Source organism: Bradyrhizobium iriomotense (genome assembly GCF_030160715.1).
Classification (GTDB): Bacteria; Pseudomonadota; Alphaproteobacteria; order Rhizobiales; family Xanthobacteraceae; genus Bradyrhizobium; species Bradyrhizobium iriomotense.
Window position 1 is genome coordinate 209,370 of record NZ_BSOW01000008.1, and the last position, 22,041, is coordinate 231,410.

General features: G+C 64.7%; 23 protein-coding genes. 14 read left to right on the plus strand and 9 right to left on the minus strand.

The genetic code is table 11. The features are described 5' to 3' along the window. Nucleotide 1 precedes the first annotated feature (1 nt). Nucleotides 2-475, minus strand: coding sequence for a MarR family winged helix-turn-helix transcriptional regulator (locus QQL28_RS13990; protein WP_284265937.1), 474 nt, complete (start codon nucleotides 473-475; stop codon nucleotides 2-4). Nucleotides 476-567: 92 nt separating this feature from the next. Here QQL28_RS13990 and QQL28_RS13995 point away from each other — a divergent pair, with 92 nt between their 5' ends. Together QQL28_RS13995 and QQL28_RS14000 are read left to right on the plus strand one after the other, a co-directional pair. Continuing rightward, entirely contained in the window at nucleotides 568-1,794 is a 1,227-nt protein-coding gene (locus QQL28_RS13995) for an MFS transporter (RefSeq protein WP_284265939.1), read from the plus strand. A 383-nt stretch (nucleotides 1,795-2,177) separates the two neighbouring features. Next, the gene (locus QQL28_RS14000) at nucleotides 2,178-2,465 is read left to right on the plus strand and encodes a hypothetical protein (RefSeq protein WP_284265941.1); all 288 of its coding nucleotides are present in this window, start codon (nucleotides 2,178-2,180) and stop codon (nucleotides 2,463-2,465) included. Between the two features lie 83 nt (nucleotides 2,466-2,548). On the opposite strand, the gene QQL28_RS14005 is transcribed toward QQL28_RS14000, so the two are convergent. Continuing rightward, nucleotides 2,549-3,499 (minus strand): LysR family transcriptional regulator, encoded by a 951-nt coding sequence (locus tag QQL28_RS14005; protein ID WP_284265942.1) that lies wholly within the window; start codon nucleotides 3,497-3,499, stop codon nucleotides 2,549-2,551. A 106-nt stretch (nucleotides 3,500-3,605) separates the two neighbouring features. On the opposite strand from QQL28_RS14005, the gene QQL28_RS14010 reads away from it, so the two are divergent. The 11 genes from QQL28_RS14010 to QQL28_RS14060 all read left to right on the plus strand — a co-directional run bounded on the left by QQL28_RS14010 (nucleotide 3,606) and on the right by QQL28_RS14060 (nucleotide 14,476). Then, on the plus strand, nucleotides 3,606-3,929 hold the full coding sequence (locus QQL28_RS14010) for a Dabb family protein (RefSeq protein WP_284265944.1): 324 nt from the start codon (nucleotides 3,606-3,608) through the stop codon (nucleotides 3,927-3,929). After that, nucleotides 3,926-5,005, plus strand: a complete 1,080-nt coding sequence (locus tag QQL28_RS14015) for a maleylacetate reductase (RefSeq protein WP_284265946.1) — start codon at nucleotides 3,926-3,928, stop codon at nucleotides 5,003-5,005. The genes QQL28_RS14010 and QQL28_RS14015 overlap by 4 nt, the downstream gene beginning before the upstream one ends. 4 nt (nucleotides 5,006-5,009) lie before the next feature. Next, nucleotides 5,010-6,383, plus strand: coding sequence for an amidohydrolase family protein (locus QQL28_RS14020; RefSeq protein WP_284265947.1), 1,374 nt, complete (start codon nucleotides 5,010-5,012; stop codon nucleotides 6,381-6,383). A 20-nt stretch (nucleotides 6,384-6,403) separates the two neighbouring features. Further along, the gene (locus tag QQL28_RS14025) at nucleotides 6,404-7,306 is read left to right on the plus strand and encodes an NAD(P)-dependent oxidoreductase (protein ID WP_284265949.1); all 903 of its coding nucleotides are present in this window, start codon (nucleotides 6,404-6,406) and stop codon (nucleotides 7,304-7,306) included. Between the two features lie 15 nt (nucleotides 7,307-7,321). Further along, the gene (locus QQL28_RS14030) at nucleotides 7,322-8,206 is read left to right on the plus strand and encodes an intradiol ring-cleavage dioxygenase (RefSeq protein WP_284265951.1); all 885 of its coding nucleotides are present in this window, start codon (nucleotides 7,322-7,324) and stop codon (nucleotides 8,204-8,206) included. Nucleotides 8,207-8,267: 61 nt separating this feature from the next. Then, complete coding sequence (locus tag QQL28_RS14035; RefSeq protein WP_284265953.1) at nucleotides 8,268-9,662, plus strand: FAD-linked oxidase C-terminal domain-containing protein; 1,395 nt, start codon at nucleotides 8,268-8,270, stop codon at nucleotides 9,660-9,662. After that, a complete protein-coding gene (locus QQL28_RS14040; RefSeq protein ID WP_284265955.1) occupies nucleotides 9,659-11,182 on the plus strand; it encodes a sugar ABC transporter ATP-binding protein in 1,524 nt (507 codons plus the stop codon). The genes QQL28_RS14035 and QQL28_RS14040 overlap by 4 nt, the downstream gene beginning before the upstream one ends. After that, the gene (locus QQL28_RS14045; RefSeq protein ID WP_284265957.1) at nucleotides 11,175-12,125 is read left to right on the plus strand and encodes an ABC transporter permease; all 951 of its coding nucleotides are present in this window, start codon (nucleotides 11,175-11,177) and stop codon (nucleotides 12,123-12,125) included. Before QQL28_RS14040 ends, QQL28_RS14045 begins: the two co-directional genes overlap by 8 nt. Continuing rightward, nucleotides 12,122-13,099: an ABC transporter permease gene (locus QQL28_RS14050; protein WP_284265960.1), complete on the plus strand. Its 978-nt coding sequence runs from the start codon at nucleotides 12,122-12,124 to the stop codon at nucleotides 13,097-13,099. Before QQL28_RS14045 ends, QQL28_RS14050 begins: the two co-directional genes overlap by 4 nt. 46 nt (nucleotides 13,100-13,145) lie before the next feature. Further along, on the plus strand, nucleotides 13,146-14,120 hold the full coding sequence (locus tag QQL28_RS14055) for a sugar ABC transporter substrate-binding protein (protein ID WP_284265962.1): 975 nt from the start codon (nucleotides 13,146-13,148) through the stop codon (nucleotides 14,118-14,120). 68 nt (nucleotides 14,121-14,188) lie between these two features. Further along, nucleotides 14,189-14,476 (plus strand): YciI family protein, encoded by a 288-nt coding sequence (locus QQL28_RS14060; protein WP_284265964.1) that lies wholly within the window; start codon nucleotides 14,189-14,191, stop codon nucleotides 14,474-14,476. A 283-nt stretch (nucleotides 14,477-14,759) separates the two neighbouring features. Here QQL28_RS14060 and QQL28_RS14065 read toward each other — a convergent pair whose 3' ends face one another. Next, entirely contained in the window at nucleotides 14,760-15,179 is a 420-nt protein-coding gene (locus tag QQL28_RS14065; protein ID WP_284265966.1) for a nuclear transport factor 2 family protein, read from the minus strand. 150 nt (nucleotides 15,180-15,329) lie between these two features. Here QQL28_RS14065 and QQL28_RS14070 point away from each other — a divergent pair, with 150 nt between their 5' ends. Further along, nucleotides 15,330-16,604: an amidohydrolase family protein gene (locus QQL28_RS14070; protein WP_284265968.1), complete on the plus strand. Its 1,275-nt coding sequence runs from the start codon at nucleotides 15,330-15,332 to the stop codon at nucleotides 16,602-16,604. Here the strand turns inward: QQL28_RS14070 and QQL28_RS14075 are convergent. The 6 genes from QQL28_RS14075 to QQL28_RS14100 all read right to left on the minus strand — a co-directional run bounded on the left by QQL28_RS14075 (nucleotide 16,588) and on the right by QQL28_RS14100 (nucleotide 22,040). After that, the gene (locus QQL28_RS14075; RefSeq protein ID WP_284265971.1) at nucleotides 16,588-17,511 is read right to left on the minus strand and encodes a DUF1932 domain-containing protein; all 924 of its coding nucleotides are present in this window, start codon (nucleotides 17,509-17,511) and stop codon (nucleotides 16,588-16,590) included. The genes QQL28_RS14070 and QQL28_RS14075 overlap by 17 nt on opposite strands. Then, a complete protein-coding gene (locus QQL28_RS14080) occupies nucleotides 17,511-18,380 on the minus strand; it encodes a substrate-binding domain-containing protein (protein WP_284265973.1) in 870 nt (289 codons plus the stop codon). The genes QQL28_RS14075 and QQL28_RS14080 overlap by 1 nt, the downstream gene beginning before the upstream one ends. Nucleotides 18,381-18,404: 24 nt before the next feature. Further along, entirely contained in the window at nucleotides 18,405-19,088 is a 684-nt protein-coding gene (locus QQL28_RS14085; protein WP_284265979.1) for a 4-carboxy-4-hydroxy-2-oxoadipate aldolase/oxaloacetate decarboxylase, read from the minus strand. Further along, nucleotides 19,085-19,798 (minus strand): PIG-L deacetylase family protein, encoded by a 714-nt coding sequence (locus QQL28_RS14090; RefSeq protein ID WP_284265981.1) that lies wholly within the window; start codon nucleotides 19,796-19,798, stop codon nucleotides 19,085-19,087. The genes QQL28_RS14085 and QQL28_RS14090 overlap by 4 nt, the downstream gene beginning before the upstream one ends. A 68-nt stretch (nucleotides 19,799-19,866) precedes the next feature. Beyond that, on the minus strand, nucleotides 19,867-21,168 hold the full coding sequence (dctA, locus tag QQL28_RS14095) for a C4-dicarboxylate transporter DctA (RefSeq protein ID WP_284265983.1): 1,302 nt from the start codon (nucleotides 21,166-21,168) through the stop codon (nucleotides 19,867-19,869). Further along, nucleotides 21,165-22,040 (minus strand): amidohydrolase family protein, encoded by an 876-nt coding sequence (locus QQL28_RS14100; RefSeq protein ID WP_284265985.1) that lies wholly within the window; start codon nucleotides 22,038-22,040, stop codon nucleotides 21,165-21,167. Before QQL28_RS14100 ends, dctA begins: the two co-directional genes overlap by 4 nt. Nucleotide 22,041: the final 1 nt, after the last annotated feature.

A 22,041-nucleotide genomic window follows, 5' to 3' on the forward strand; every position in this document is an offset into this window, starting at 1 on the left:
ACTATTTCGCCTCTGAACCAGTCTTCGCGTCATGCAGGCGGCTGGCGCGCTGCTCGATGCGCTGGAGCGTCGCGAAGGTTATCGCAAGTTCCTCCGCTCCGATATCCTTGAGGAGGTTCGCCCGCACGCGGCGCAGAATGCGGTTGGTTTCCTCAACCTTGGCTTTGCCTGTTGCCGTAAGGTGTAGCGTTTTGGCACGCCGGTCGGTCGGATCCTCGCGGCGTTCCACGAGTCCCTCGGCCTCGAGCAGATCGATCAGCCGCACCAACGAAGGTCCCTCGATCCCCAATTCGTCGGCGAGCACGCCCTGGCGCACTGAAGTTCCCTGCCGCGACAGCAGCAGGAGCGGAATCGCGGTCGCATAGGACAGGCCGTAATTGGACAGCGCCTGGTCCGACTCGCGGCGCCAGATGCGGCCCAGGCGCGTGACGAGCCGGGCGATCTCGGCATGGATATGAGCCTGCGAGGGAGCCATGCAAATTAGATAGGACGCAAACTATTAGCTGACAACTATATAGGTGAGGATATTTCGAGCAATCACGGGAAAGCGAACGAGATCGACGCATCATGAACGCGGGTTCCACGACGGACGCAGGCCAGGCGCTGCACGGCGCCGGCACCCTGTCGCTTGTCCCGACCTTCGTCGTGGTGGCCGTGGATGCCACGGGATTGGGGATCATCCTGCCCCTGCTGCCGTTCTACTCGCAGCGGCTCGGTGCAACACCGTTCATGCTGGGCATGCTGATCTCGGCCTACGCCGTCTGCCAGCTCATCGCCGGACCGGTGGTGGGCATGCTCTCGGATCGCTATGGCCGCCGCAAGGTTCTGCTCGTCAGCCAGATCGGCACGTTCGTCGGTTTCGTTCTGCTCGCGCTCGCAACCAACCTGACCGTGGTCTTTCTCGCCCGGATCATCGACGGTCTGACCTCGGGAAATATTTCGGTGGCGCATGCCTATGCGGCCGAGCACAGCGCGCCATCGACGCGCAAGCAGGCGCTCGGGATGACCAGCGGAGCGATCGGAACGGGACTGCTGCTGGGCCCTGCACTCTCCGGCTTCCTCGTGCATTACGGTGACACTGCGCCGGTGTGGGCCGCCGCGGCACTATCGCTCATCAGCATTTTGGCAACCGTCGCCCTGCTGCCGCCCGACCACCCCGCTTCCGAGCCGCTCTATCATCACCGCGTTCCCGATGCGGAGGTGACGCGCGCGATCGTCGGAATGCGTCATGCCTGGCGTCTGCTCGGTCTCCTGATCGTGTTTTTCTTCGTCAACTCGATGTTCCTGTCGCAGATCGGCCTGTTCCTGTCGGCGCGTTTCTCATGGGACGGACACCCCTTCGGCGCGCGCGAGCTCGGCTGGGTGTTCGCCTACGCCGGGTTCATCAACATGGTCGTCCAGGGCCTGCTGATCACGCGCGCGAACCACTTCGTATCCGACCGCGGGATCGTCCTCCTCGCATTCGCCTGCATGGCGCTCGGATTTGCCGGCCTTGCGATCGGAAACGGCAACAGCCTGCTCGCACTATTCTTGACGCTGATCATCATCGGCACCATGTTCGCGCGCAGCACGCTGACGGCGGAGCTGTCGCGCAGCACCGCGATCAACCGCCAGGGCATGATTATGGGCCTCAACCAGTCGCTGATGTCGGGCGCCAACATCACAGCGCCGCTCCTCAGCGGCGCGCTGATCGGTCATCGGCTCTTCGTCGTCTGGGCGCTTGCGATGGCAGCCATCGCAGGTCTCGGCGCAGCACTGGCCAGTCAGTTGCTGGCGTCCCCGCGAGCGCGCTAGCCGCAGACGTGCGCACTTCTCGCGTCGGGTGCCAGCTCCTTTGCTGCGGCACTTGCGTTGTCGCGGCTCGCCACACTATGTCGCGCCCCGCGCAGTTGTCATTGCGTCATCACCCACAATCTCGCCGGATTGACGGAACATTCGTTCGGCGCCGGCGCGATAGTGCCCGGTCTCGCCTCTGACGACTCATCGCTCAAGCTACTCAGCGTCCGCAGCGCCGACCATTTACCGGTGCGAGACGATGGCGCATCGATCGGGGAGATGAGGCGAAGTCGGGCGCCTGCCGGCGTTCGACGTTACTCAGTTGTGACAAGGAAGTTAGAGATATGTGTCAAGCAGCATCAAAGGCCGCGGCGGGTTCGAGCGCGAACTGGCGACGAATATTGCCAGGCATCACAGGCCTCGCCATGCTCGCGGGCGTCACGTCGGCCCACGCGCAGAGCACCGGAATCGCCGTCTGCGACGAGTTCCTGACCAAATACGACAGCTGCGTTGCTTCCAAGGTCCCCGCGGAGCAGCGCGCGACTTACAAGTCGCAGATCGACCAGATGCGCAAGACGTGGATCGACCTGTCCAAGAATCCGTCGACGAAGGCGACCATGGAATCGACTTGCAAGCAGACCATGGATACGACGAAGGCCTCGCTCACAGCTTTGGGCTGCACATTCTGATCAGTACGTGTTGTCGAAAGGAGTGGCGCCGAGCCGGCGCCACTTGCTTGCGCGCGAACGCGCGACACACAGCTTATCGCGTTTTATACTGCGCCGAACGACTCGGGGACGCGCTCCTTCGCGTCAATCCAGATCCCCGGCTGCGAATGCTCGCGGATGTGATTGACCAGGAAGTCGGAAAACACCCGGATCTTGGCGGGCAGCCTGACGCGGTTCTGGTAGGCGATGTTCATGGTGAGCAAGGGCAGCTCCCAGTCCATCAATAGCGGCACGAGCTGGCCTGAGGAAATATCGCCCTGCACGATATAGAGCGGCTGGATCAGGATGCCGAGGCCTGCGAGCGCCGCGCCGCGGATCACCTGGCCGTCATTGCTGTCGAGCGTCGGCGCAATGCGGATGGTCTGGGCCGCATTGCCCTTGCTGAGCCGCAGCGAATAGGGATCGTTGGCGAGGTTGTAGATCAGCATGTCGTGGCGGGCGAGATCCGCCGGATGCTGCGGCTGCCCCTGCCTTGCGAAATAGGAGGGTGCCGCCGCCAGCACGCGTCGCATCTGGCCGATGCGGCGGACGATGATGTTGGAGTCGGGCTCATGCTCCCTTGTGCGGATCGCGACGTCGATGCCCGCTTCGATGAAATCGGGATAGCGATTGGCGGCGATGATCTGCACGCTGAGTTTTGGATAGAGCGCGCGGAACGCCGGCAGCATCGGCGCCAGATAGATCATCGCGAACGACAGCGAGCTCGTGACCCGCAGCATGCCCTTCGGCGACAGCGCGCGGTCCGAGACGGCGTCTTCTGCTTCCGCGAGCTCGTTCAGCAGTGTGCTGCATCGTTGCAGAAGCTCTTGCCCTGCTTCCGTCAGCCATTGCCGGCGCGTGTTCCGCTCGATCAGCCGGACCGCGAGCCGCTCCTCCAGCGCGCTGAGATGCCGGCTTGCCGCCGCGTTTGACATTCGCAGCGTCTCTGCGGCCTTGGAAAGGCTGCCGAGTTCGGCCGTTTTGGAGAAGACCTCGAGCTGGAGAAGGCGGTCCATTTTTGCACAAATCGGAAAAGAGACTTACGATTTTTGGCCTTTATTTCCGATTTCTGCAAGGCAAAATAGCTCCAATAAGCAATATTAGTGGCGAGGAAATCAGGAAATGTCGGGCCCGATCAGGCACATCGTGATGTGGCGGCTACGCGGGGAGACGCCTGCGGAGCGCTCCGCGGCCCGGCTCAAGGTCAAAACCCTGTTCGAGGGCCTGCGGGGCCGGATCGACGGCCTCACCCATATCGAGGTCGGCCTCGACGTCAGCGATGTCGACTACGCCTGCGACGTCGTGCTGTTCTCCGAATTCGCCGACCAGGCCGCGCTCCAGGCCTATGCAACCCATCCGGAGCACCTGCGCGTACGCCAGGAGCTCGGCGACTTGCGGATCGGCCGCTTCCAGGTCGATTATCCCATCAAAGAGACCGGTGCATGATCGGTTCGTTCACCTTCGAAAACCTCCCCTGCCGCGTCGTGTTCGGCAGCGGAACGGTTGCGGCGGCCAAGGCCGAGGTCGAGCGGCTGGGCGGCAAGCGGGCACTGGTGCTGACGACGCCGCAGCAGGAGGCGCAAGGCAAGGTCCTCGGCGCTGCACTCGGCCCGCTCTATGCCGGCCTCTTTGCCGGCGCCACCATGCACACCCCGGTCGAGGTCACCGCGCAGGCGCTCGCGGCGATGAAGGCCTGCGAGGCCGACTGCGTCGTCTCGCTCGGCGGCGGCTCGACCACCGGCCTCGGCAAAGCGCTGGCGCTGCGCACCGGCGTCAACCAGCTCTGCATCCCCACCACCTATGCCGGCTCGGAGATGACGCCGATCGTCGGCCAGACCGAGAATGGCCTCAAGACCACGGTGCGCGATGCGGCCGTACTACCCGAGACGGTGATCTACGATGTCGACCTGACCTTGACGCTGCCGGTCGGGCTTGCCGCGACCTCCGGCATCAACGCGATCGCACATGCGGTCGAAGCGCTTTACGCGCGCGACACCAATCCCGTGACCTCGCTGATGGCGGAAGAAGGCATCCGTGCCCTCGCCCGTGCCCTCCCCGCCATTGCCGCGAGGAGTGACGACCGCGAGGCCCGCACCGAGGCGCTCTATGGCGCCTGGCTCTGCGGCGTCTGTCTCGGTACCGTCGGCATGGCCTTGCATCACAAGCTCTGCCACACGCTCGGCGGCACGTTCGACCTGCCGCACGCTGAGACCCACACCATCGTGCTGCCGCATGCGCTGGCCTACAACGCGCCCGCCGTGCCCGATGCGATGACGCGCATCTCGCGCGCGATCGGCGCCGCCGATGCATCGCGGGGACTGTACGACCTCGCGAAGCGGCTGAATGCAAAGCTGGCGCTGCGCGACATCGGCATGCCGGAGGGCGGCATCGACAAGGCGGCCGACCTCGCAGTCACCAACGCCTACTGGAATCCGCGCCCCCTCGAGCGCAACGCCATCCGCGACCTGATCGCGCGCGCCTGGGCCGGCGAGCCGCCGGCAGCAACCCAAGCGGCGGCTTGAAGCGATGCGGCGCACGCTGATCAAATCGGCAACCATCATCAGCATGGATGATGCGATCGGCGATCTCCGCATCGGCGATGTGCTGGTCGAGGACAACCGGATCGTCGAGGTGCGTCCGAATATCGACCTCGGCAGCGGCACAGCCGAGACCGAGATCGTCGACGGCACCAGGCGTATCGTCATCCCCGGGCTGATCAACGCGCATATGCACACCTGGCAGACGGCATTGCGCGGTTTTGCCGCCAACTGGACGCTGCTCGAGTATTTCAGCCGCATGCATGCGGGGCTGGCGACGGTGTTCCGGCCCGAAGACATCTACATCGCGACCCTCGTCGGCGCGCTGAACCAGATCAATCAAGGCACCACAACGCTGGTCGACTGGTGCCACAACAATCCGACGCCTGACCATACCGACGCCGCCGTGCGCGGCCTGATCGAGAGCGGCATCCGCGCCGCTTTCTTCCACGGCTCGCCGAAGCTTGAGCCCAAGCCGGGCGAGCCGCATTTCTCGGAGATCCCGCATCCGCGCCGCGAGGTCGAGCGGTTGCTGGCGGGTCCCCTCGCCGATCGTGACGGCCTCGTCACGCTCGGACTTGCCATCCTGGGCCCGCACTATTCGACGCTCGACGTCGCCATGCATGATTTCCGCCTGGCGCGGGGGGCTGGCCTGATCGCCTCGATGCACCAGGGCGGCGGTCCGGCCAAGACGCCGGGCGGCTGGGAGAAGCTGGTCGAGGCAGGTCTCGTCGGCCCCAACGTCAATATCGTCCACGGCAACGACCTGCCCGATGATCTACTGACCCGCCTCGTCGATCTCGGCGTCTCCTTCTCGGTGACGCCCGAGAACGAGATGATCCAGGGCCACGGCTTTCCGATCACAGGACGGCTGCTGCAGCGCGGCGTCCGCCCCACGATCGGAATCGACCTCGAATCCGTGCTGGCCGGCGATCTCTTCTCCGCTGCGCGCATCGCGCTGTCGATGCAGCGGGCGCTCGATAACGCCGAGACCCGCAAGAGCCACGGCACCATTCCCGCGACGACGACGATCCCTGTGCGCGAAGCGCTGCGCTGGATCACGCTGGAGGGCGCCCGCATGCTCGGCCGCGACGGCCAGATCGGCTCGCTGACGCCCGGCAAACTTGCCGACCTCGTCATCATCGATGCCTCCGATCTCAACCTCGTCCCGGTGCACGATCCGGTCGCCACCGTCGTGATGCAGACGAGCCTCGCCAACATCGAGGCCGTCATGATCGGTGGCGTCTGGAAGAAATGGAACGGCCGGCTGCTGGCTGACGGGCTGGAGACCAAGAAGGAGCTGCTCGCACGATCCGGGCGGCGGCTGGTGCAGGACATCGAACGACAGGGACGCGCCGCCTGAGGCGCCAACGGACGACAAGAATGACAGACGCTTCGAAAAACATTGCTTTCATCGGCATCGGCAAGATGGGTCTGCCGATGTCGGTGCTCGTCGCCAAGGCTGGTTACGCCGTGACCGCGTTCGACCAGAGCGCGGCGCGGATCGCCGCCGCACGCGAACAAGGCCTGTCGATTGCGGAATCCGCCGCCGAAGCCGTCAGGGGCCGAACCGCGGTCATCACCTCGCTTCCCGATGACGCAGTGCTGCACGCCGTCATGCTCGGTGCAGGCGGCATCATCGGCGTGATGGCGCCGAACTCCATTCTCATTGAAACCAGCACGGTCAGCGCAGAAGCCTCCGCCGAGGTCGACGCCGCCGCAAAAGCCCGCGGCATTACCTATCTGCGCGCGCCGGTCTCCGGCAATGCGAGCATCGTTCACACGGGCGCGCTGAGCTGCTTCGTCTCAGGGCCAAAGGACGCCTTCGAGGCCACAAGACCGCTGTTCGCAGCGTTCACCCGCGCGCAGACCTATCTCGGGCCCGGCGAAGAAGCACGCTACGCAAAGCTCGCGGTCAACCTGATGATTGCGGTGTCGGCGGCCATGATGGCCGAGAGCCTCGCGCTCGCTCGAAAGGGTGGCATCGCCTGGCAGGACATTCTGAAGGTGCTCGACGACAGCGCGGTCGCTTCGCCCATGGTGAAGTACAAGACCGCGCCGCTCAGGACACGCGATTTCGAGTCCAGCTTCTCCTGCAAGCAGATGGCCAAGGACCTCGATCTCATCCTCGGCGCCGGTCATGCCGTCGGTGTGCCACTCCAGCTCGCAGCGCAGGTGCGCGAGACCTATGGCTCACTGGTCGCGCAGGGCGATGGCGAGACCGACTTCATCGCGACCGTCAAGCATCTGGAACGGCTGTCCGGGCTTGGCGAACCGAAACTCTGATCGACGGAGGCAATGTTGCGTAACTTCAACGAGAACACGATCACCGACGCGGTGTTGGAGCGGATCAAGGACGCCACCGATCCGCGGATCAAGCAGGTGAGCGAGGCGCTGGTGCGCCACCTTCATGCCTTCGTGCGCGAGGTGCGGCCGACCCAGAAGGAATGGGAATACGGCATCGACTTCCTCACCCGCACCGGCCACATGTGCGACGACAAGCGCCAGGAGTTCATCCTGCTGTCGGATACGCTCGGCGTTTCCATGCTGGTCGACGCCATCAACCATCCCGTGCCGGAGGGCGCGACCGAGACCACGGTGCTCGGCCCGTTCTTCGTGCAGGCCGCCCCGGAGAAGGCCAGCGGCGAGGACATCTCCGGCACCATGGAAGGCGATCCGATGCTGGTCACAGGCACCGTCTCGGCCGTGGACGGCCGGCCGCTCGCGGGCGCCGTGGTCGATGTCTGGCATTCCGACGACGACGGCTATTACGACGTGCAGCAGCTCGACAAGATCGGCGATCTCGCGATGCGCGCGCGCTTCCACACCGACCAGAACGGCCGTTTCCATTTCTGGTCGATCAAGCCCGCCGCCTACCCGATCCCGCATGATGGCCCCGTCGGAGAGATGCTGGAGGCCCAGGGCCGACATCCCTGGCGTCCGGCGCATGTGCATTTCATGATCTCCGCGCCAGGCTTCGAACAGCTCGTGACACACGTGTTCGTCGCCGGCGATCGATACCTCGACAGCGACGTGGTGTTCGGCGTCAAGGACAGCCTGATCCGCGAGTTCGTCCGTCATCCGGCCGGCAGTGCGCCTGATGGTCGCATGGTGGACAGCGACTATTTCCATCTCAACTACGATTTCGGCCTGAAGCAGGTTGCGAGCAGCGCGCAGGCCGCCTAAGGCGAACGGCAGCGGAGTGGACCGCCAGAGTCCGGAAAGCAGGGAAAGACAGGGAGCAAGGATGGGACCGCGGGTCAGCACAGCAACATTGGCCGATCGCCTCACAGGCATGATCGGCCCGCGCGCGAGTATCGCGCGCGGCGTGCTCGATCAGCATGGGCAGAGCGAGTCGCACTATCGGAACCTGCCGCCGGACATCGTCGTATTCCCCGAGACGACCGCGGAGGTCGCCGGGATCGTTAAGCTGTGCGCGGGCGCCGGCATGCCGATCGTCCCGTTCGGCGCCGGCACCTCGCTTGAAGGCAACGCATCCTCGGTCGCGGGCGGCGTCTGCATCGACTTCGCACGGATGAACAAGGTGCTGGCGGTGCACGAGAGTGACATGGATGTCGTGGTGCAGCCCGGCATCACCCGAAAGCAGCTCAATGCGGAGCTGCGCGGCAGCGGCCTGTTCTTTCCGATCGATCCCGGCGCTGACGCATCGATCGGCGGCATGACGTCCACCCGCGCCTCCGGCACCATGGCGGTGCGTTACGGCACCATGAAGGACAATGTCATGGCGCTGGAGGTCGTGCTAGCGGACGGACGCGTGATCCGCACGGCGCAGCGCGCGCGCAAATCGGCCGCCGGCTACGACCTGACGCGCCTGTTCGTCGGTGCCGAGGGTACGCTGGGAGTCATCACGGAAATCACGCTAAAACTGCATCCATTGCCGCAGGCGATCTCGGCCGCCGTGTGCAGCTTCGACACCCTTCATAACGCAGTCGACACCGCGATCGCCGTAATCCAGGCGGCTATTCCAGTAGCGCGGGTCGAGCTCGTCGACGACGTCATGATGCGCGGCATCAATGCCTATTCAAAGCTCGGCTATCGCGAAGCGCCGACGCTGTTCTTCGAGTTCCACGGCTCGGAGACGGCTGTCGCCGAGCAGGCCGAGGTCGCACAGGCGATCGCCACCGAACATGGCGGCCACGGCTTCGCATGGGCAAAGGCACCGGAGGATCGCAGCCGGCTCTGGCACGCGCGCGACAACACGCTCTATGCCGGCCTGGGCCTGCGGCCGGGCGCACGCGCCGTGATCACAGACGTCTGCGTACCGATCTCGCGGCTTGCAGAATGCCTGACGGAGACGCGACGGGACGCCGATGCGCACGGCTTTACCGCCCCGATCGTCGGTCATGTCGGCGACGGCAATTTCCACATGCTGATCCTGATCGATCCTGACAATGCCGACGAGGTTGCCGGCGCCAGGGCGCTGCAGGCGCGCATGGTTACACGCGCCATCGCGATGGACGGCACCTGCACCGGCGAGCACGGCATCGGGCTCGGCAAGATCGACTATCTCACCGACGAACTCGGCGAGGCCGTCGACGTGATGCGGTCGATCAAGACGGCGCTCGACCCCAACGGCCTGATGAATCCCGGGAAGATTTTTGCCAGCGGAGCGCACGCATGAGCTCGGCGTCGACCATCGAGGCCCCCTCGCCCGCACCGCTCCTGGAGCTGCGCGGCATCAGCAAGGAATTTCCGGGCGTCAAGGCGCTGGACGACGTGTCCTTTGCCGTGTTTCCCGGCGAGGTCCATATGCTGCTCGGCGAGAACGGCGCCGGCAAGTCGAGCCTGATGAAGGTGCTGTGCGGCGCCTACCGCGCCGACGCCGGCGAGTTCTACTACAAGGGCGACAAGGTCGCGATCGCCTCGACCGCCGACGCGCAGAAGCTCGGCATCGCCGTCATCTTCCAGGAATTCTCGCTCGTCCCCCATCTCGACATCGCGCAAAACATCTTCCTCGGCCGCGAACCGAAAGGCCGCATTCCCGGCACGATCGATCGCCGCAAGATCCTGGCCGACGCCAAACGCGTGCTCGACACGATCGGCTTCGATATCGATCCTTCCACAACTGTCGACAAGCTCGGCGTCGCCCAGCAACAGATGGTCGAGATTGCCAAGGCGATCAGCCAGAACGCGCGCATCCTGGTCATGGACGAGCCGACCGCGGCGCTGTCCGACCGCGAGACCGACCTCCTGTTCGCGCTGATCGCCCGGCTGAAGGCCGATGGCGTCTCCATCGTCTATATCTCGCACCGCATGGCCGAGGTGTTCGCGCTCGGCGACCGGATCACGGTCCTGCGCGACGGCCGACGCATCGACGGCGTCCGCCCTGCCGACGTCACGCCGGACCAGCTCGTCCGCATGATGGTCGGTCGCACCGTCGACATGAGCTATCCGCGCAACTTCGCCGACAAGCCCGGCGAGGTGCTGCTCAGCGTCAAGGGCCTGACCTCGCCGACAGGTATTTCCGATATCGACATCGAGGTGCGCCGGGGCGAGATCGTCGGCCTTTGCGGCCTCGTCGGGTCCGGCCGCAGCGAGGTCGCGCGCGCGATCTTCGGCGCGGACCCCGTGACATCAGGCGAGATCGTCTTCGACGGCAAGACGATCTCCGGCGAGCCCGACGTCGCGGCGCGCCGCGGCATTGCCCTGATCCCCGAGAGCCGGAAGAGCGAGGGCCTCGCACTGCTCCGCTCGGTCGGCGACAATCTCGTGGTCTCGGCGCTGAGAAAGCTGTTCCCGAGCGGCCTGTTCGACCAGCGCAGCGCGCAGCGCACGTCGGATAGCCTGATCCGGCAGCTCAGGATCGCGACCCCGAGCGCCCGCCAGGCCGTCGGCCTATTGTCCGGCGGCAACCAGCAGAAGGTCGTGATCGGCAAATGGCTCGCTGCCGGTGCCAAGCTCTTCATCTTCGACGAGCCGACGCGCGGCATCGACATCGGCGCAAAGTCCGAGATCTTTGCCCTGATCGACCGACTGGTCGCCGAGGGCGCGGCGGCGCTGATGATCTCGTCCGAGCAGGTCGAGATCTGCCATGTCTGCGACCGCGCCTATGTGATGCGCGAGGGCCGCATCGCCGGGCATCTGGCGCGCGCCGAATTAACCGAGGAGAACATCGTGCGACTGGGGATGCATCATGCGTGAGGCCGCGGTCGTCTCTCAACCAAATCCGCTGCAACGCATTCCCGGCGTCGCCATCGTGCTGGTGCTCCTGATCGCGCTGTTCGGGGCGATCGCGCCCGGCTTCCTGTCGGTCGCCAACCTCTCCAACGTGCTGGTGCAATCGACGATCCTGACCATGCTGGCGCTGCCGATGACGTTGATCATCATGACCGAAGGCCTGGACCTGTCGATGGGCGCGGTGCTGACGCTGACCTCGCTCTGCGTCGCCATCGTGTCGCTGGCGACCAAATCGATGCTGCTTGGCCTGGCCGCCGGCGTGCTGGTCGGTGCCGCCTTCGGCACCGTCAATGGCTGGCTGGTCGCCATCCTCGGCATTCCGCCGTTCGTCGCGACGCTCGGCACGCTTGGCATGGCTCAAGGCCTGTCGCTGATCGTCTCTGACGGCCAGAGCGTGGTCGGCATCCCCCACAGCGTGCGTGATATCTACTCGTCCACGCTTCTCGGCGTGCCCGTGCCGATCGTGATGGCGCTCGTGACTTATGCGGCGTTTCACGCCCTGCTCTATCACACCCGCTTCGGCACCTACATCTTCGCGCTCGGGGGCAATCCCGAGGCGCTGAGATATGCCGGCCTCTCGCCGAACCGGCTCCTGATCGCGGTCTACGCGATCGGCGGCACCATGGCCGGCGTCGCCGGCCTCTTGATGACCGCGCGCATGAATTCCGGCCACCCGACCGCCGGCCTCGGCCTCGAATTCGACGCCATCGCGGCGGTCGCGGTTGGCGGCACGTCCTTTGAGCGCGGCAACGGCTGGTTGCTCGGCACCGTGCTCGGCGTCATCGCCGTCGGCGTCTTGCGCAACGGACTCAACCTGATCTCGCTGCCGTCCTCAGTGCAGGTCGCAAGCGTCGGCGTCCTCGTCATTGTCGCGCTGTTCCTCGACGGCATCAGGAGCCGCGCATGACCGACATCACCAAGGAGGCCATCTCGCCGTCCCGCTCCTTCCTGTCGCAAGATGCGATCCAGGTGTTCTATCGTTTGCTGGCGGCGCTGCTGATCTGCGCGGTGCTCGCGGTGCTCAGCGATTCCTTCCTGAGCCTCGGCAACATCCTCAACGTGTTGCGGCAGGCGAGCCTGACCTTCTTCATCGCCTCGGGCCTGACGCTGGTGGTGCTGACCGCCGGGCTCGATCTCTCCGTCGGCGCGAATGTCGCCCTCTCGGCCTGCCTCGCCGGCACGGTGATCCATCAGACCGGCTCGCCGGTGCTGGGCGTGCTCACCGCGCTGGTGGCCGGTGGCATCGTTGGCCTCCTCAACGGCGTCATGGTGACGGCGCTGCGCATCCCCTCCTTCATCGCCACCTACGGCATGCTCTGGGTGCTGAACGGCCTCACCTATTGGTACATGGCGGGCGAGACCATCCACGGCTTCCCCGCGGGCTTCCGCCAGATCGGCAGCGGCTATCTCTTCGGCCTGCCGATCCCGGTCTATCTGCTGCTGATCTTCCTCGCGATCGGGACGGTGTTTGCACAGCGGACGATCTGGGGCCAGGAGATCTATGCGATCGGGGCCAACCCGGTTGCGGCGCGGCTCTCCGGCATTCCGGTCGTGCGCCGCCTGCTGCTGGTTTACGCCGTCTCCGGCACCATGGCGGGGCTTGCCTCGATCATCTTCCTATCGCGGCTCAATTCGGCCGAGGCCGATATCGGGGAAAGCCTGACGCTGCCCGCGATCGCGGCCGTGCTGATCGGCGGCACCTCGCTGTTCGGCGGCGTCGGCACGGTGTTCGGCACCTTCGTCGGCGCGCTGATCCTGACGCTGGTGCTCAACGGCATGAACATCCTGTCGGTCAGTGCCAACTGGCAGCCACTCGTTACCGGCATCATCGTCATTCTCGCGGTCTGGCTCGACATGAAGGCCCGCCGCCGCGCGCAATGAGTTCTTCTGCAAAATCCAACAAACCACAATGAGGGATGGAGACCAAATGAAACCGAAACTGGGCTACCTTGCACTGCCGCTGCTGATGGCCGCCGCGTTCACGACGCAGGCGCGCGCCGACGGCGAGACCATCGCCGTCTTCACCAAGAACCAGACCAACCCGTTTTTCCAGACCGTGCGCGTCGGTGCCGACAACATGGCGAAGGCGCTGAACGCCAAGACGCTGCAATATATTCCGACCAAGCCGGACTCGATCCCCGAGCAACTCAGCCAGATCGAAGACGTCGTAGTGAAGAAACCGAGCGCCATCGTCTTCACCCCCGTCGACTACAAGGCGATGGTCCCTGGGGTCGAGAAGATCAACGACGCCAAGATCCCGCTCGTCAACATCACCGACCGCTCCGCCGGCGGCAAGTTCGTGTCCTTCGTCGGCGCCGACGACTACAGCCTCGGGCTCGAGACCGCGCGCTTTCTCCTGAAGACGCTCGGCGGCAAGGGCAACATCGTCATCATCGAGGGCGTCAAGGGCTCGCTGACCAATGTCGATCGTATCAGAGGCTTCAACGATGCGCTGAAGGAAACTCCCGGCGCGAAGCTCCTGGCCTCGCAGCCCGGCAACTACCAGCGGCTCCAGGCGCTCCAGGTGATGGAGAACCTCATGCAGTCGAACTCGCAGATCGATGGCGTGCTCGCGGCCAACGACGCCATGGCGATCGGCGCGATCGAGGCGCTGGACGGTGCGAACCGGAAGGCGCAGGTGATCGGCATCAACGGCACCAAGGAAGCGATCGATGCCATCAAGTCCGGCAAGCTGCTCGCAAGCGGCGACTATAACGGCTTTGCGCAGGGCTGCCTCGGCACCATGATGGCGATCCGCAACCTGCGCGAACAGCCCGTCGTCGCTGAGATCGTGCTGAAGCCCACCGTCATCACCAAGGACAATTTCGGGCCCTTCGACGTGCCGCTCGAGCAGCGCGCGTGCCCGACCTGGGAAGAGGCGCAAAAGCTCGGCGCGAAGTAGACTTTCACTTTCGAAAATCGGGACGGCCGTTCAGCTGCGGCCGTCCCAAGACATCGTCTGGAGACACCATGCTGTTTGCCATTCACGCCCTCGACCGCGCCGGCGCGCTGCCGACCCGGCTCGCCAATTACGACGCGCACAAGGCGTTCCTGTCGGACACCTCAAGCTTCGGCGTCAAGATCGTGATGTCCGGTCCGCTCGTCTCCGACGACGGCGAGAAGATGATCGGCAGCCTGTTCCTGATCGATGCACCGGGACGCGCCGAGGTGGAGGCCTTCAACCGCGCCGATCCCTTCGCCGCGGCCGGCATCTGGGAGAAGGTCACGATTACCTGCTTTTTACGCCGCCAGGGTTGAGCCCGGCTCTCACCTCAACTTACTTGCGGCGCGCCCCGCAGAGGGTTGCGGGGCCGCGCTGATTGGCCCTTCCATCAAAAATCGAAAAACAACCCCATGCAAAGGTGCGAGACGGCTGCCGGATCGCACACTACGGATTTTACGAAATAGCTTGACGCGTCGGGCAAAACACCGGCAATGTGCCATCGTCGTACAATCCGTAAGTGACGGATCGTCTCCGCGGAAACGGGGGACAGCCGAACCTGCGGAGGCTCCCCCCTCAAGTCCCCCCTCCCACCGCGCCCTACGCGTCGATGCCGCGCTGAACCAGGATACGCTCGGCGCTGTCGTTCCAGACGTCCATCTTGGTGATCTTGCCGCCCTTCACCACGAAACGGTCGACATAGCGGTTGCCCTCGAAGGACGTGCCATCGTGCCATTCGCCGTAGAGCGTGCCGACGCTGTAGACCACGGTTTCGCCCTCGCCGGGGCAGACGTCGAAACGGTCCATCTTCTTCTTGACCCATCGATAGCGCTTGGCGTTGAAACCGGCCGGCCCCCGCGGATGATCGAACTCGCGTCCGCCGGTAAAGGTGATGACCGTGCCGGGCGCCATGTAGACCGCCGCGGCCTCCGGATCCGGGATCATCGAGGCCGTCAGATAGGCTTCGACAATCTCGGCGTCGGACATGGTCTTGCTCGGGGCTTTTTCGGCAACGGACATGGCGGCTTCTCCGAAGGATGCGGGATACTAGCCCCGAGTGGTGGGAATGCATGCATATTTTTTGAACATGCCCCTCGCTAGATTGCCGCAACTCTGGAGGCGCCTCGCACGGCACACTCCTGTACGCTCACGCCGCAAAGTGCTGGTGCCATGACGACGCAAACCGCCCTCGACCTGATCTTCCGCAACGCGCTGATACGCGGCGCCATCGCACCCGCAGATATCGGCGTATCCCAAGGCAAGATCGCCGCGATCGAGCCACGCCTTCGGGCCGATGCCGTCGAGATCGACCTCGAAGGCCGGCTCGTGCTGCCCGGCTTCGTCGACACCCACATCCACCTCGACAAGGCCTGCCTGCTCGGCCGCTGCGGACACGAGCACGGCAATCTCAGCGAGGCCATACGCGCGGTCTCGGCGATGAAGCGCGATTTCACGATCGAGGACGTCTATACGCGCGGCGCAAGAGTGCTGGAACGCGCAATCGTGCACGGCACGACGCGGATGCGGACCCATGTCGAGATCGATCCGCGGATCGGCCTGCGCAGCCTCGAGGCGGTCAAGGCGCTGAAGCGCGACTACGCCTGGGCGCTCGATCTGTCGCTGTGTGTCTTCCCGCAGGAAGGGCTGACCAACGATCCCGGAGCCGAAGAGCTGTTGATCCAGGCGCTGCGCGACGGCGGCGACGTGATCGGCGGCTGCCCCTATACCGACACCGATCCCAACGCGCATCTCGCCCGCATCTTCGATCTCGCGCAGGAGTTCGACGTCGATGTCGATCTCCACCTCGACTTCGACCTGGATCCATCCTGGTCGCATCTCGACGAGGTGTGCCGGCAGACCGAACAGCGCGGCTATCAGGGCCGCGTTGCAATTGGCCATGCCACCAAGCTGTCTGCGCTGCCGCCGGAGCGCCTGAAGCCGGTGGTGGAGCGTCTCGCAAAAACCGGTGTCGCCGTCACGGTGCTGCCCGCGACCGATCTCTATCTGATGGGCCGCGATGCCACGCACAACGTGCCGCGCGGCATCACGGTCGCCCACAAGCTCGTTGCAAGCGGCGTGCTGTGCTCGGTTGCGACCAACAACGTACTCAATCCCTTCACGCCGTTCGGCGATGCCTCGCTGCTGCGGATGGCGAACTTCTACGCCAATGTCGCGCATGCATCGGTCGGCGAGTTCGACACCTGCCTCGACCTCGTCACCGAGCTGCCGGCCCGGCTGATGAACCTGAAGAACTATGGCATCAAGGTCGGCAATCCCGCCGACTTCGTTGTGCTCGATACGCGCGACAGCCGCTTTGCCATTGCCGAGCTGCCCGATATCACGATGGGCTTCAAGAACGGAAGGCCGGTGTTCGAACTGCGTCAGGCCGTTCTGTTTCCACCGTCAGACCGCGGCAAGCCGCGCGCCGTCATCCCTCACGCGTGATCTTCGCCAGGATACGATCGGCCTCGGTGCGCCAGTCGGCGCTGCGGGCAAACTCCTTGGTGCCCTTCGTGCCGAACAGGCCCTCGTCGGCGAGATCGGCGACCCAAGCCTGTCGCTCGGCGGTGCCTTGCGCCGACCATGGCGTCAGCCCCGCCTCGCGCACGGTCTCGACGACCTCGCGCACTTCCTCGGCGCGGCGGCGGCCGTGCTCGATCACGCGCTGGAAGAAATAGGCGCCCTGCTTCTCCCAGTCGATCGCGGGAAAGGTTTCCGTGAGCGAGGCCAGCACCGCATCCTCGACGCCGTAAGCGCGCGCGGTGGTAAAGCTTTCGATGACCATGGCTTCGAGCCCCTTGATCATGATGCTGCGGCACATCTTCACGGCCGAGGAGACGCCGAGCTTGTCGCTCGCAACCTTGGCGGCAAATCCGATCGAATTGAGCAGCGGCTCGAGCTCGCGCGCGCCGGGGCCACCGAGCAGCAGCGGCACCTTGATGCGATAAGGCGGCACCGAGGTCATCACCGCGCCCTCGACATAACGTCCGCCGGCGTCGTCGATCAGCTTGGCGGCGCGCTGCTTGGCGCCGGGCGAGGCCGAGTTGAAGTCGAGGAACCATGTCCCCCGGTTGATCGCAGCGGCGCAAGCCTTTGCCACCGGGACGGCCTGACTCGCGGTCACGGCCGAGACGATGAAGTCGCATTTAGCCGTCAGATCGGCGTGCGAGGCGGCCAGCTTGACGCCATGCTTTGTGGCGTGATCGCGCAAGGCCACGCCCTGCCCGTTCCCGAGCTTGAGGTCGAAGGTCGCAACCTTGATGTCCTGCTGGCGCAAGTCCTCCGCGAGGATCTTGCCGACCTCGCCATAGCCGACCAGTCCTATCTGCCACCGCCTGGGATCGCCGGACATCAGTTCATCCTTCGCGTGGTGTCGTCAAAGAGCTCCTCGACCGCAAAGCGGTGCGGGATCAATGCCTGCTGATAGGCGTAGTCAATGATCAGCTCCAGCGGCTTGCGGTTGGCCTCGACCCCGAACGGCAGCAGATCGGGCGATGCAGGCGCGCCTGCCTTCGCCTTGCCGGCCTTCAGGAGATCGTACACGCCCGAGACGACATCAGGGCGCGATTTTGCCAGCGCCTCGGTCACGACCACGAGATGGTTGACCGGCACGGCGCCGCGCCGGGCATACCAAGCGGCGGCCTCCGCGGCCGGATCGGGAAACAGCGGCTTGAGGCGCGGGTCGTTCGAGGTCTCGCCGAGCACGGCGTCGAGCTCGCCATCGAGCAGCATTTGCAGGATCTTCTTGTCCTTCGGCGCACGCTCGGTGGTGTCGACATATTCGGCAACATGCGGGTCCTCGAAGGTGATCCACTTCATGTTGTCGAGGTTCACGCCGTAGTCGTTGGCCAGAATGCCCCTGATCCAGGCGCCGGTCGTGGTCGTGAAGGAACGGATGCCGACGCGCTTGCCTTCGAGGTCCGACGGACCGAGCGTGCCGCGCTCGGGATTGTACAGGGCATAGCCGTGCTGGAAGCGGCCGAGCATCGTCGCCGGCAACAGCACCAGCGGCTTGCCATGGGCTTTCGCCATCAGATAGGTGACGATCGCCATCTCGCAGACGTCGAAGGCCTGCTCGCGCACCATCGGCTTGAACGCCGTATTGGTCGGCGTGTACTCGATGAAGTCGAGGTCGAAGCGGTCAGAGCGGAGCTCTCCGCTCTTCAAGGCCTGCACATGCGGATGACTACCGAGCACGGTCCGCAGCTTGAGACGATCCATCAGCCCGCTCCGCTTCTCGCCCAGTCAGACATCCTCGGGATTGTCGACATAGACGAGCCCGGCTTTCGCCAGAGCCTCGCGCATGTTGTACATGTCGAGGCCAAGCTCGCCCGAGGCAAGGCGATTGCGCTTGCCGCTCTCGTCCGCATTGCGCTTCCCGGCCCTTTCGGCAACCTCGGCCGCGACCCGCTTCGGCACCACCACGACACCATCGTCGTCCGCGACCACGATATCGCCGGGCTCGACGTTGACCCCCGCGCAGACCACGGGAACATTGACCGAACCAAGCGTCGCCTTGACCGTGCCCTTAGCCGAGACGGCGCGCGACCACACCGGAAATCTCATCTCATGCAGCGCATGCACGTCACGGCAGCCGGCATCGATGACGAGCCCCTGCACACCGCGCGCGTGAAGCGAGGTTGCGAGCAGCTCGCCAAACATGCCGTCGGTATTATCCGTGGTGCAGCCGACGACGAGAACGTCACCCCGCCTGCATTGCTCGACAGCGACATGGATCATCCAGTTGTCGCCGGGCTGCGCCAGCACGGTGACCGCGGGGCCGGCGATCTGCGCACCGGGCCAGATCGGGCGCATATAGGGCTTCATCAGCCCGAGGCGGCCCATCGCCTCGTGCACGGTGGAGACGCCATAGATCGCCATGCCGGCAGGATCGGCGCGCTTGATGTTGCGAACGACGACCGGCTTCATGCCAAGACCTCCTCGACCGTGGGGAACAGGCGCTGATAGGCCTCGCCGTAAGTCATGGGCACGCCCGTGTTGCGGCTGCCCTGGATGCCACGGTTGAGCGCGACGCGCTCATAATAGCCCCAGAGATGCTTTTGCGCGGCGAGGATCTGGAACGCCTCGTACTTCTCCTTCCAGACCTCGTCGATTTTGAGAATCAAGTTCGGCTTGAAGTTGCACATCTCGGGCTGATGCGGCTCGAACAGGAACACCGGCGGCGCGGCGTATTTATACTGCGCTCCGGGCTTGTGACCCATCGCCTGCGCGACCACGCGGGTCTCCTGCGCGAAATGCGCCGCGTTCGGATGGTCGAAATTATAGGGATCCTCGAGCGCATGGGTCAGCACGAAGCTCGGGCTGAGCTCGCGGTAGATATCGACCATGCGATCGAAATGCGCTTCGTTCAGCCTCAGCGGATAGTCGCCGCAGTCGAAGAACTCGATCTCGGCGCCCAGGAGCTTGGCGGCGCGCTCGGCCTCGTCCTTACGGCCGGCCTTCACCGATTCCAGCGTCGCGCCCTTTTCCTTCCAGGCGAACTGGCTTTCGCCGCGCTCGCCGAAGGACATGCAGACGATCTTCATGCGGTAGCCCTTCTTGGCATGCAGCGCGATGGCGCCGCCCGCGCGCCAGACGAAATCGCCGGGATGGGCGGTAATCACTAGGCCTGTCTTCATGGGACAAACTCCCCTTTCATCTCTTCAAAGCTTGATCTGCTCCCCGCGCAAAGCAAGCAGCCAATTCATCACGTCATTGCGGCGGGCACGGCCTCGCCGTTGAGCACGCGCTTCAACCGATCCGCGTCGAGCGCGCCTTCCCATTTGGCAATCGCAATGGTCGCCACCGCGTTCCCGATCAGATTGGTCGGTGTCAGCCCCTGCGACATCAGCCTGTGAATGCCGAGCACCAGCGCGACGCTGGCGACCGGAATGGTTCCGGTGGCCGACAGCGTTGCCGCCAGCACGACGAAGGCGGCGCCCGCAATTCCCGCCGCGCCCTTCGAGGTCACGAGCAGGATCAGCAGCAGCTCGATCTGCTCGGTGAGACCGAGCGGCGTGTTGGTCGCCTGCGCCAGGAACACCGAGGCGGCGGCGAGGTAGAGGCAGGTGCCATCGAGATTGAAGGAGTAGCCGGTCGGGATCACGAGCCCGACCACGCTGCGCTCGCAGCCGGCATTCTCGAGCTTGGTGAGCATGCGCGGCAATACGGTTTCCGACGACGTCGTGGCGATGCAGATCAACAGCTCTTCCCAGATGTAGCGGATCAGCTTGACGAGGCTGAAGCCGCACCAGCGCGCAACCGGGCCGAGCGCAATGACGATGAATACCAGGCAGGTGAGATAGAAGCCACCGAGCAGCTTGCCGAGCGAGGCCAGCGAGCCGACGCCGAACTTGCCGACCGTGAACGCGATGGCGCCGAATGCGCCGATCGGCGCCACCCACATCACGAAGCCGACGATCGCAAATACCATCTTCGCGGCAACGTCGATCAAATTGACCAGCGGCGCCCCACGCTCGCCGAGCTGCACCAAGGCAAAGCCGCACAGCACCGAGATGAACAACACCTGGAGGATGTTGCCCTCGGCGAACGCGCCGACGAAGGTGCCGGGAAGGATGTTCATCAGGAACGGCACGAAGCCGATCACCCCGGTCTGCTTGACATAGGGTTCGATCGCGCTGGTGTTGATGCTGGCAGCGTCGATGTTCATGCCGACGCCGGGCTTCAGGAGATTGATCGCGACGAGCCCGATCACCAGCGCGATCGTGGTCATGACCTCGAAATAGACGATCGCCTTGATGGCGACGCGGCCGACCCGGGCCATGTCGGCCATGTGCGCGATGCCGTGCACGACCGTGCAGAAGATGATCGGCGCGATCAGCATCCGGATCGCCTTGATGAAGGCGTCCCCGAGCGGCTGCATTTTCGCGCCGAGATCGGGATTGACGATGCCGAGCACGATGCCGGCCGTCATGGCGAGGAGAACCTGGACCCAGAGCTCCTTCCACCAGGCGCGGCTGCGCGGTTTGTCGATCGAGAGCGCCGTCATTCTCCGAACTCGAACAGGCGGGCCGGATTGCTGACCAGAATCTTCTGCTGGAGCTCCGCCTCCGGCGCGAACAGCGGAATCAGGTCGACGAGATCGCCGTCATTCGGCATCACCTTGACATTGGGATGCGGCCAATCCGTGCCCCAGATGACGCGGTCGGCCGAGGTCTCGACGATCTTGCGTGCGAACGGCACGGCATCGGTGAACGGCGGGCCCGCGGATGACACGCGCTCCGAACCACAGATCTTGACCCAGCATTTCTCGTCGCGCTGCATCAGCTCGATCAGGATCTTGAACGGAAGCTGGTTGAGCCCCTCGGATGCCTTGACCCGTCCCATGTGGTCGATGGTGTAGCGCACCGGAAGCCTTGCCAGCATGTCGGCATATTCCGGCAGGTCGATCGCATCGAAATGCAGGTCGATGTGCCAGCCGAACGGCGCAACCATCGCGATCACGCGGTCGAACACGCGCTTGTCCGGAACGCCGCCGAGATGACGAACGAAGTTGAAGCGGCAGCCGCGGAAGCCACCTTCGTGCAGCTCGCGCAGGCCCCGTTCGGTGATGGTGTCGTCGATATTGGCCACGGCCCGATAGGCGCCATTGCTCTGCGCGATCGCATCGAGCGCAACGGTGTTGTCGGTGCCGTGCACGCTGGCGTTGACGATGACGGCGCGCCCGACGCCGAGCTTGGCGTGCAGCGCCCTAAAATCCTCCAGCGGCGCGTCGGGCGGCGTGTAGGCGCGGTCAGGCGCGTACGGATATTTCGAGCCCGGACCGAAGATGTGGCAGTGCGCGTCGCAAGACAGCGGCGGCAGCTTGAACTTCGGCGTACGCGTGTTCGGATCGGGCGGCGGAATGGTCGGCTTGTACATC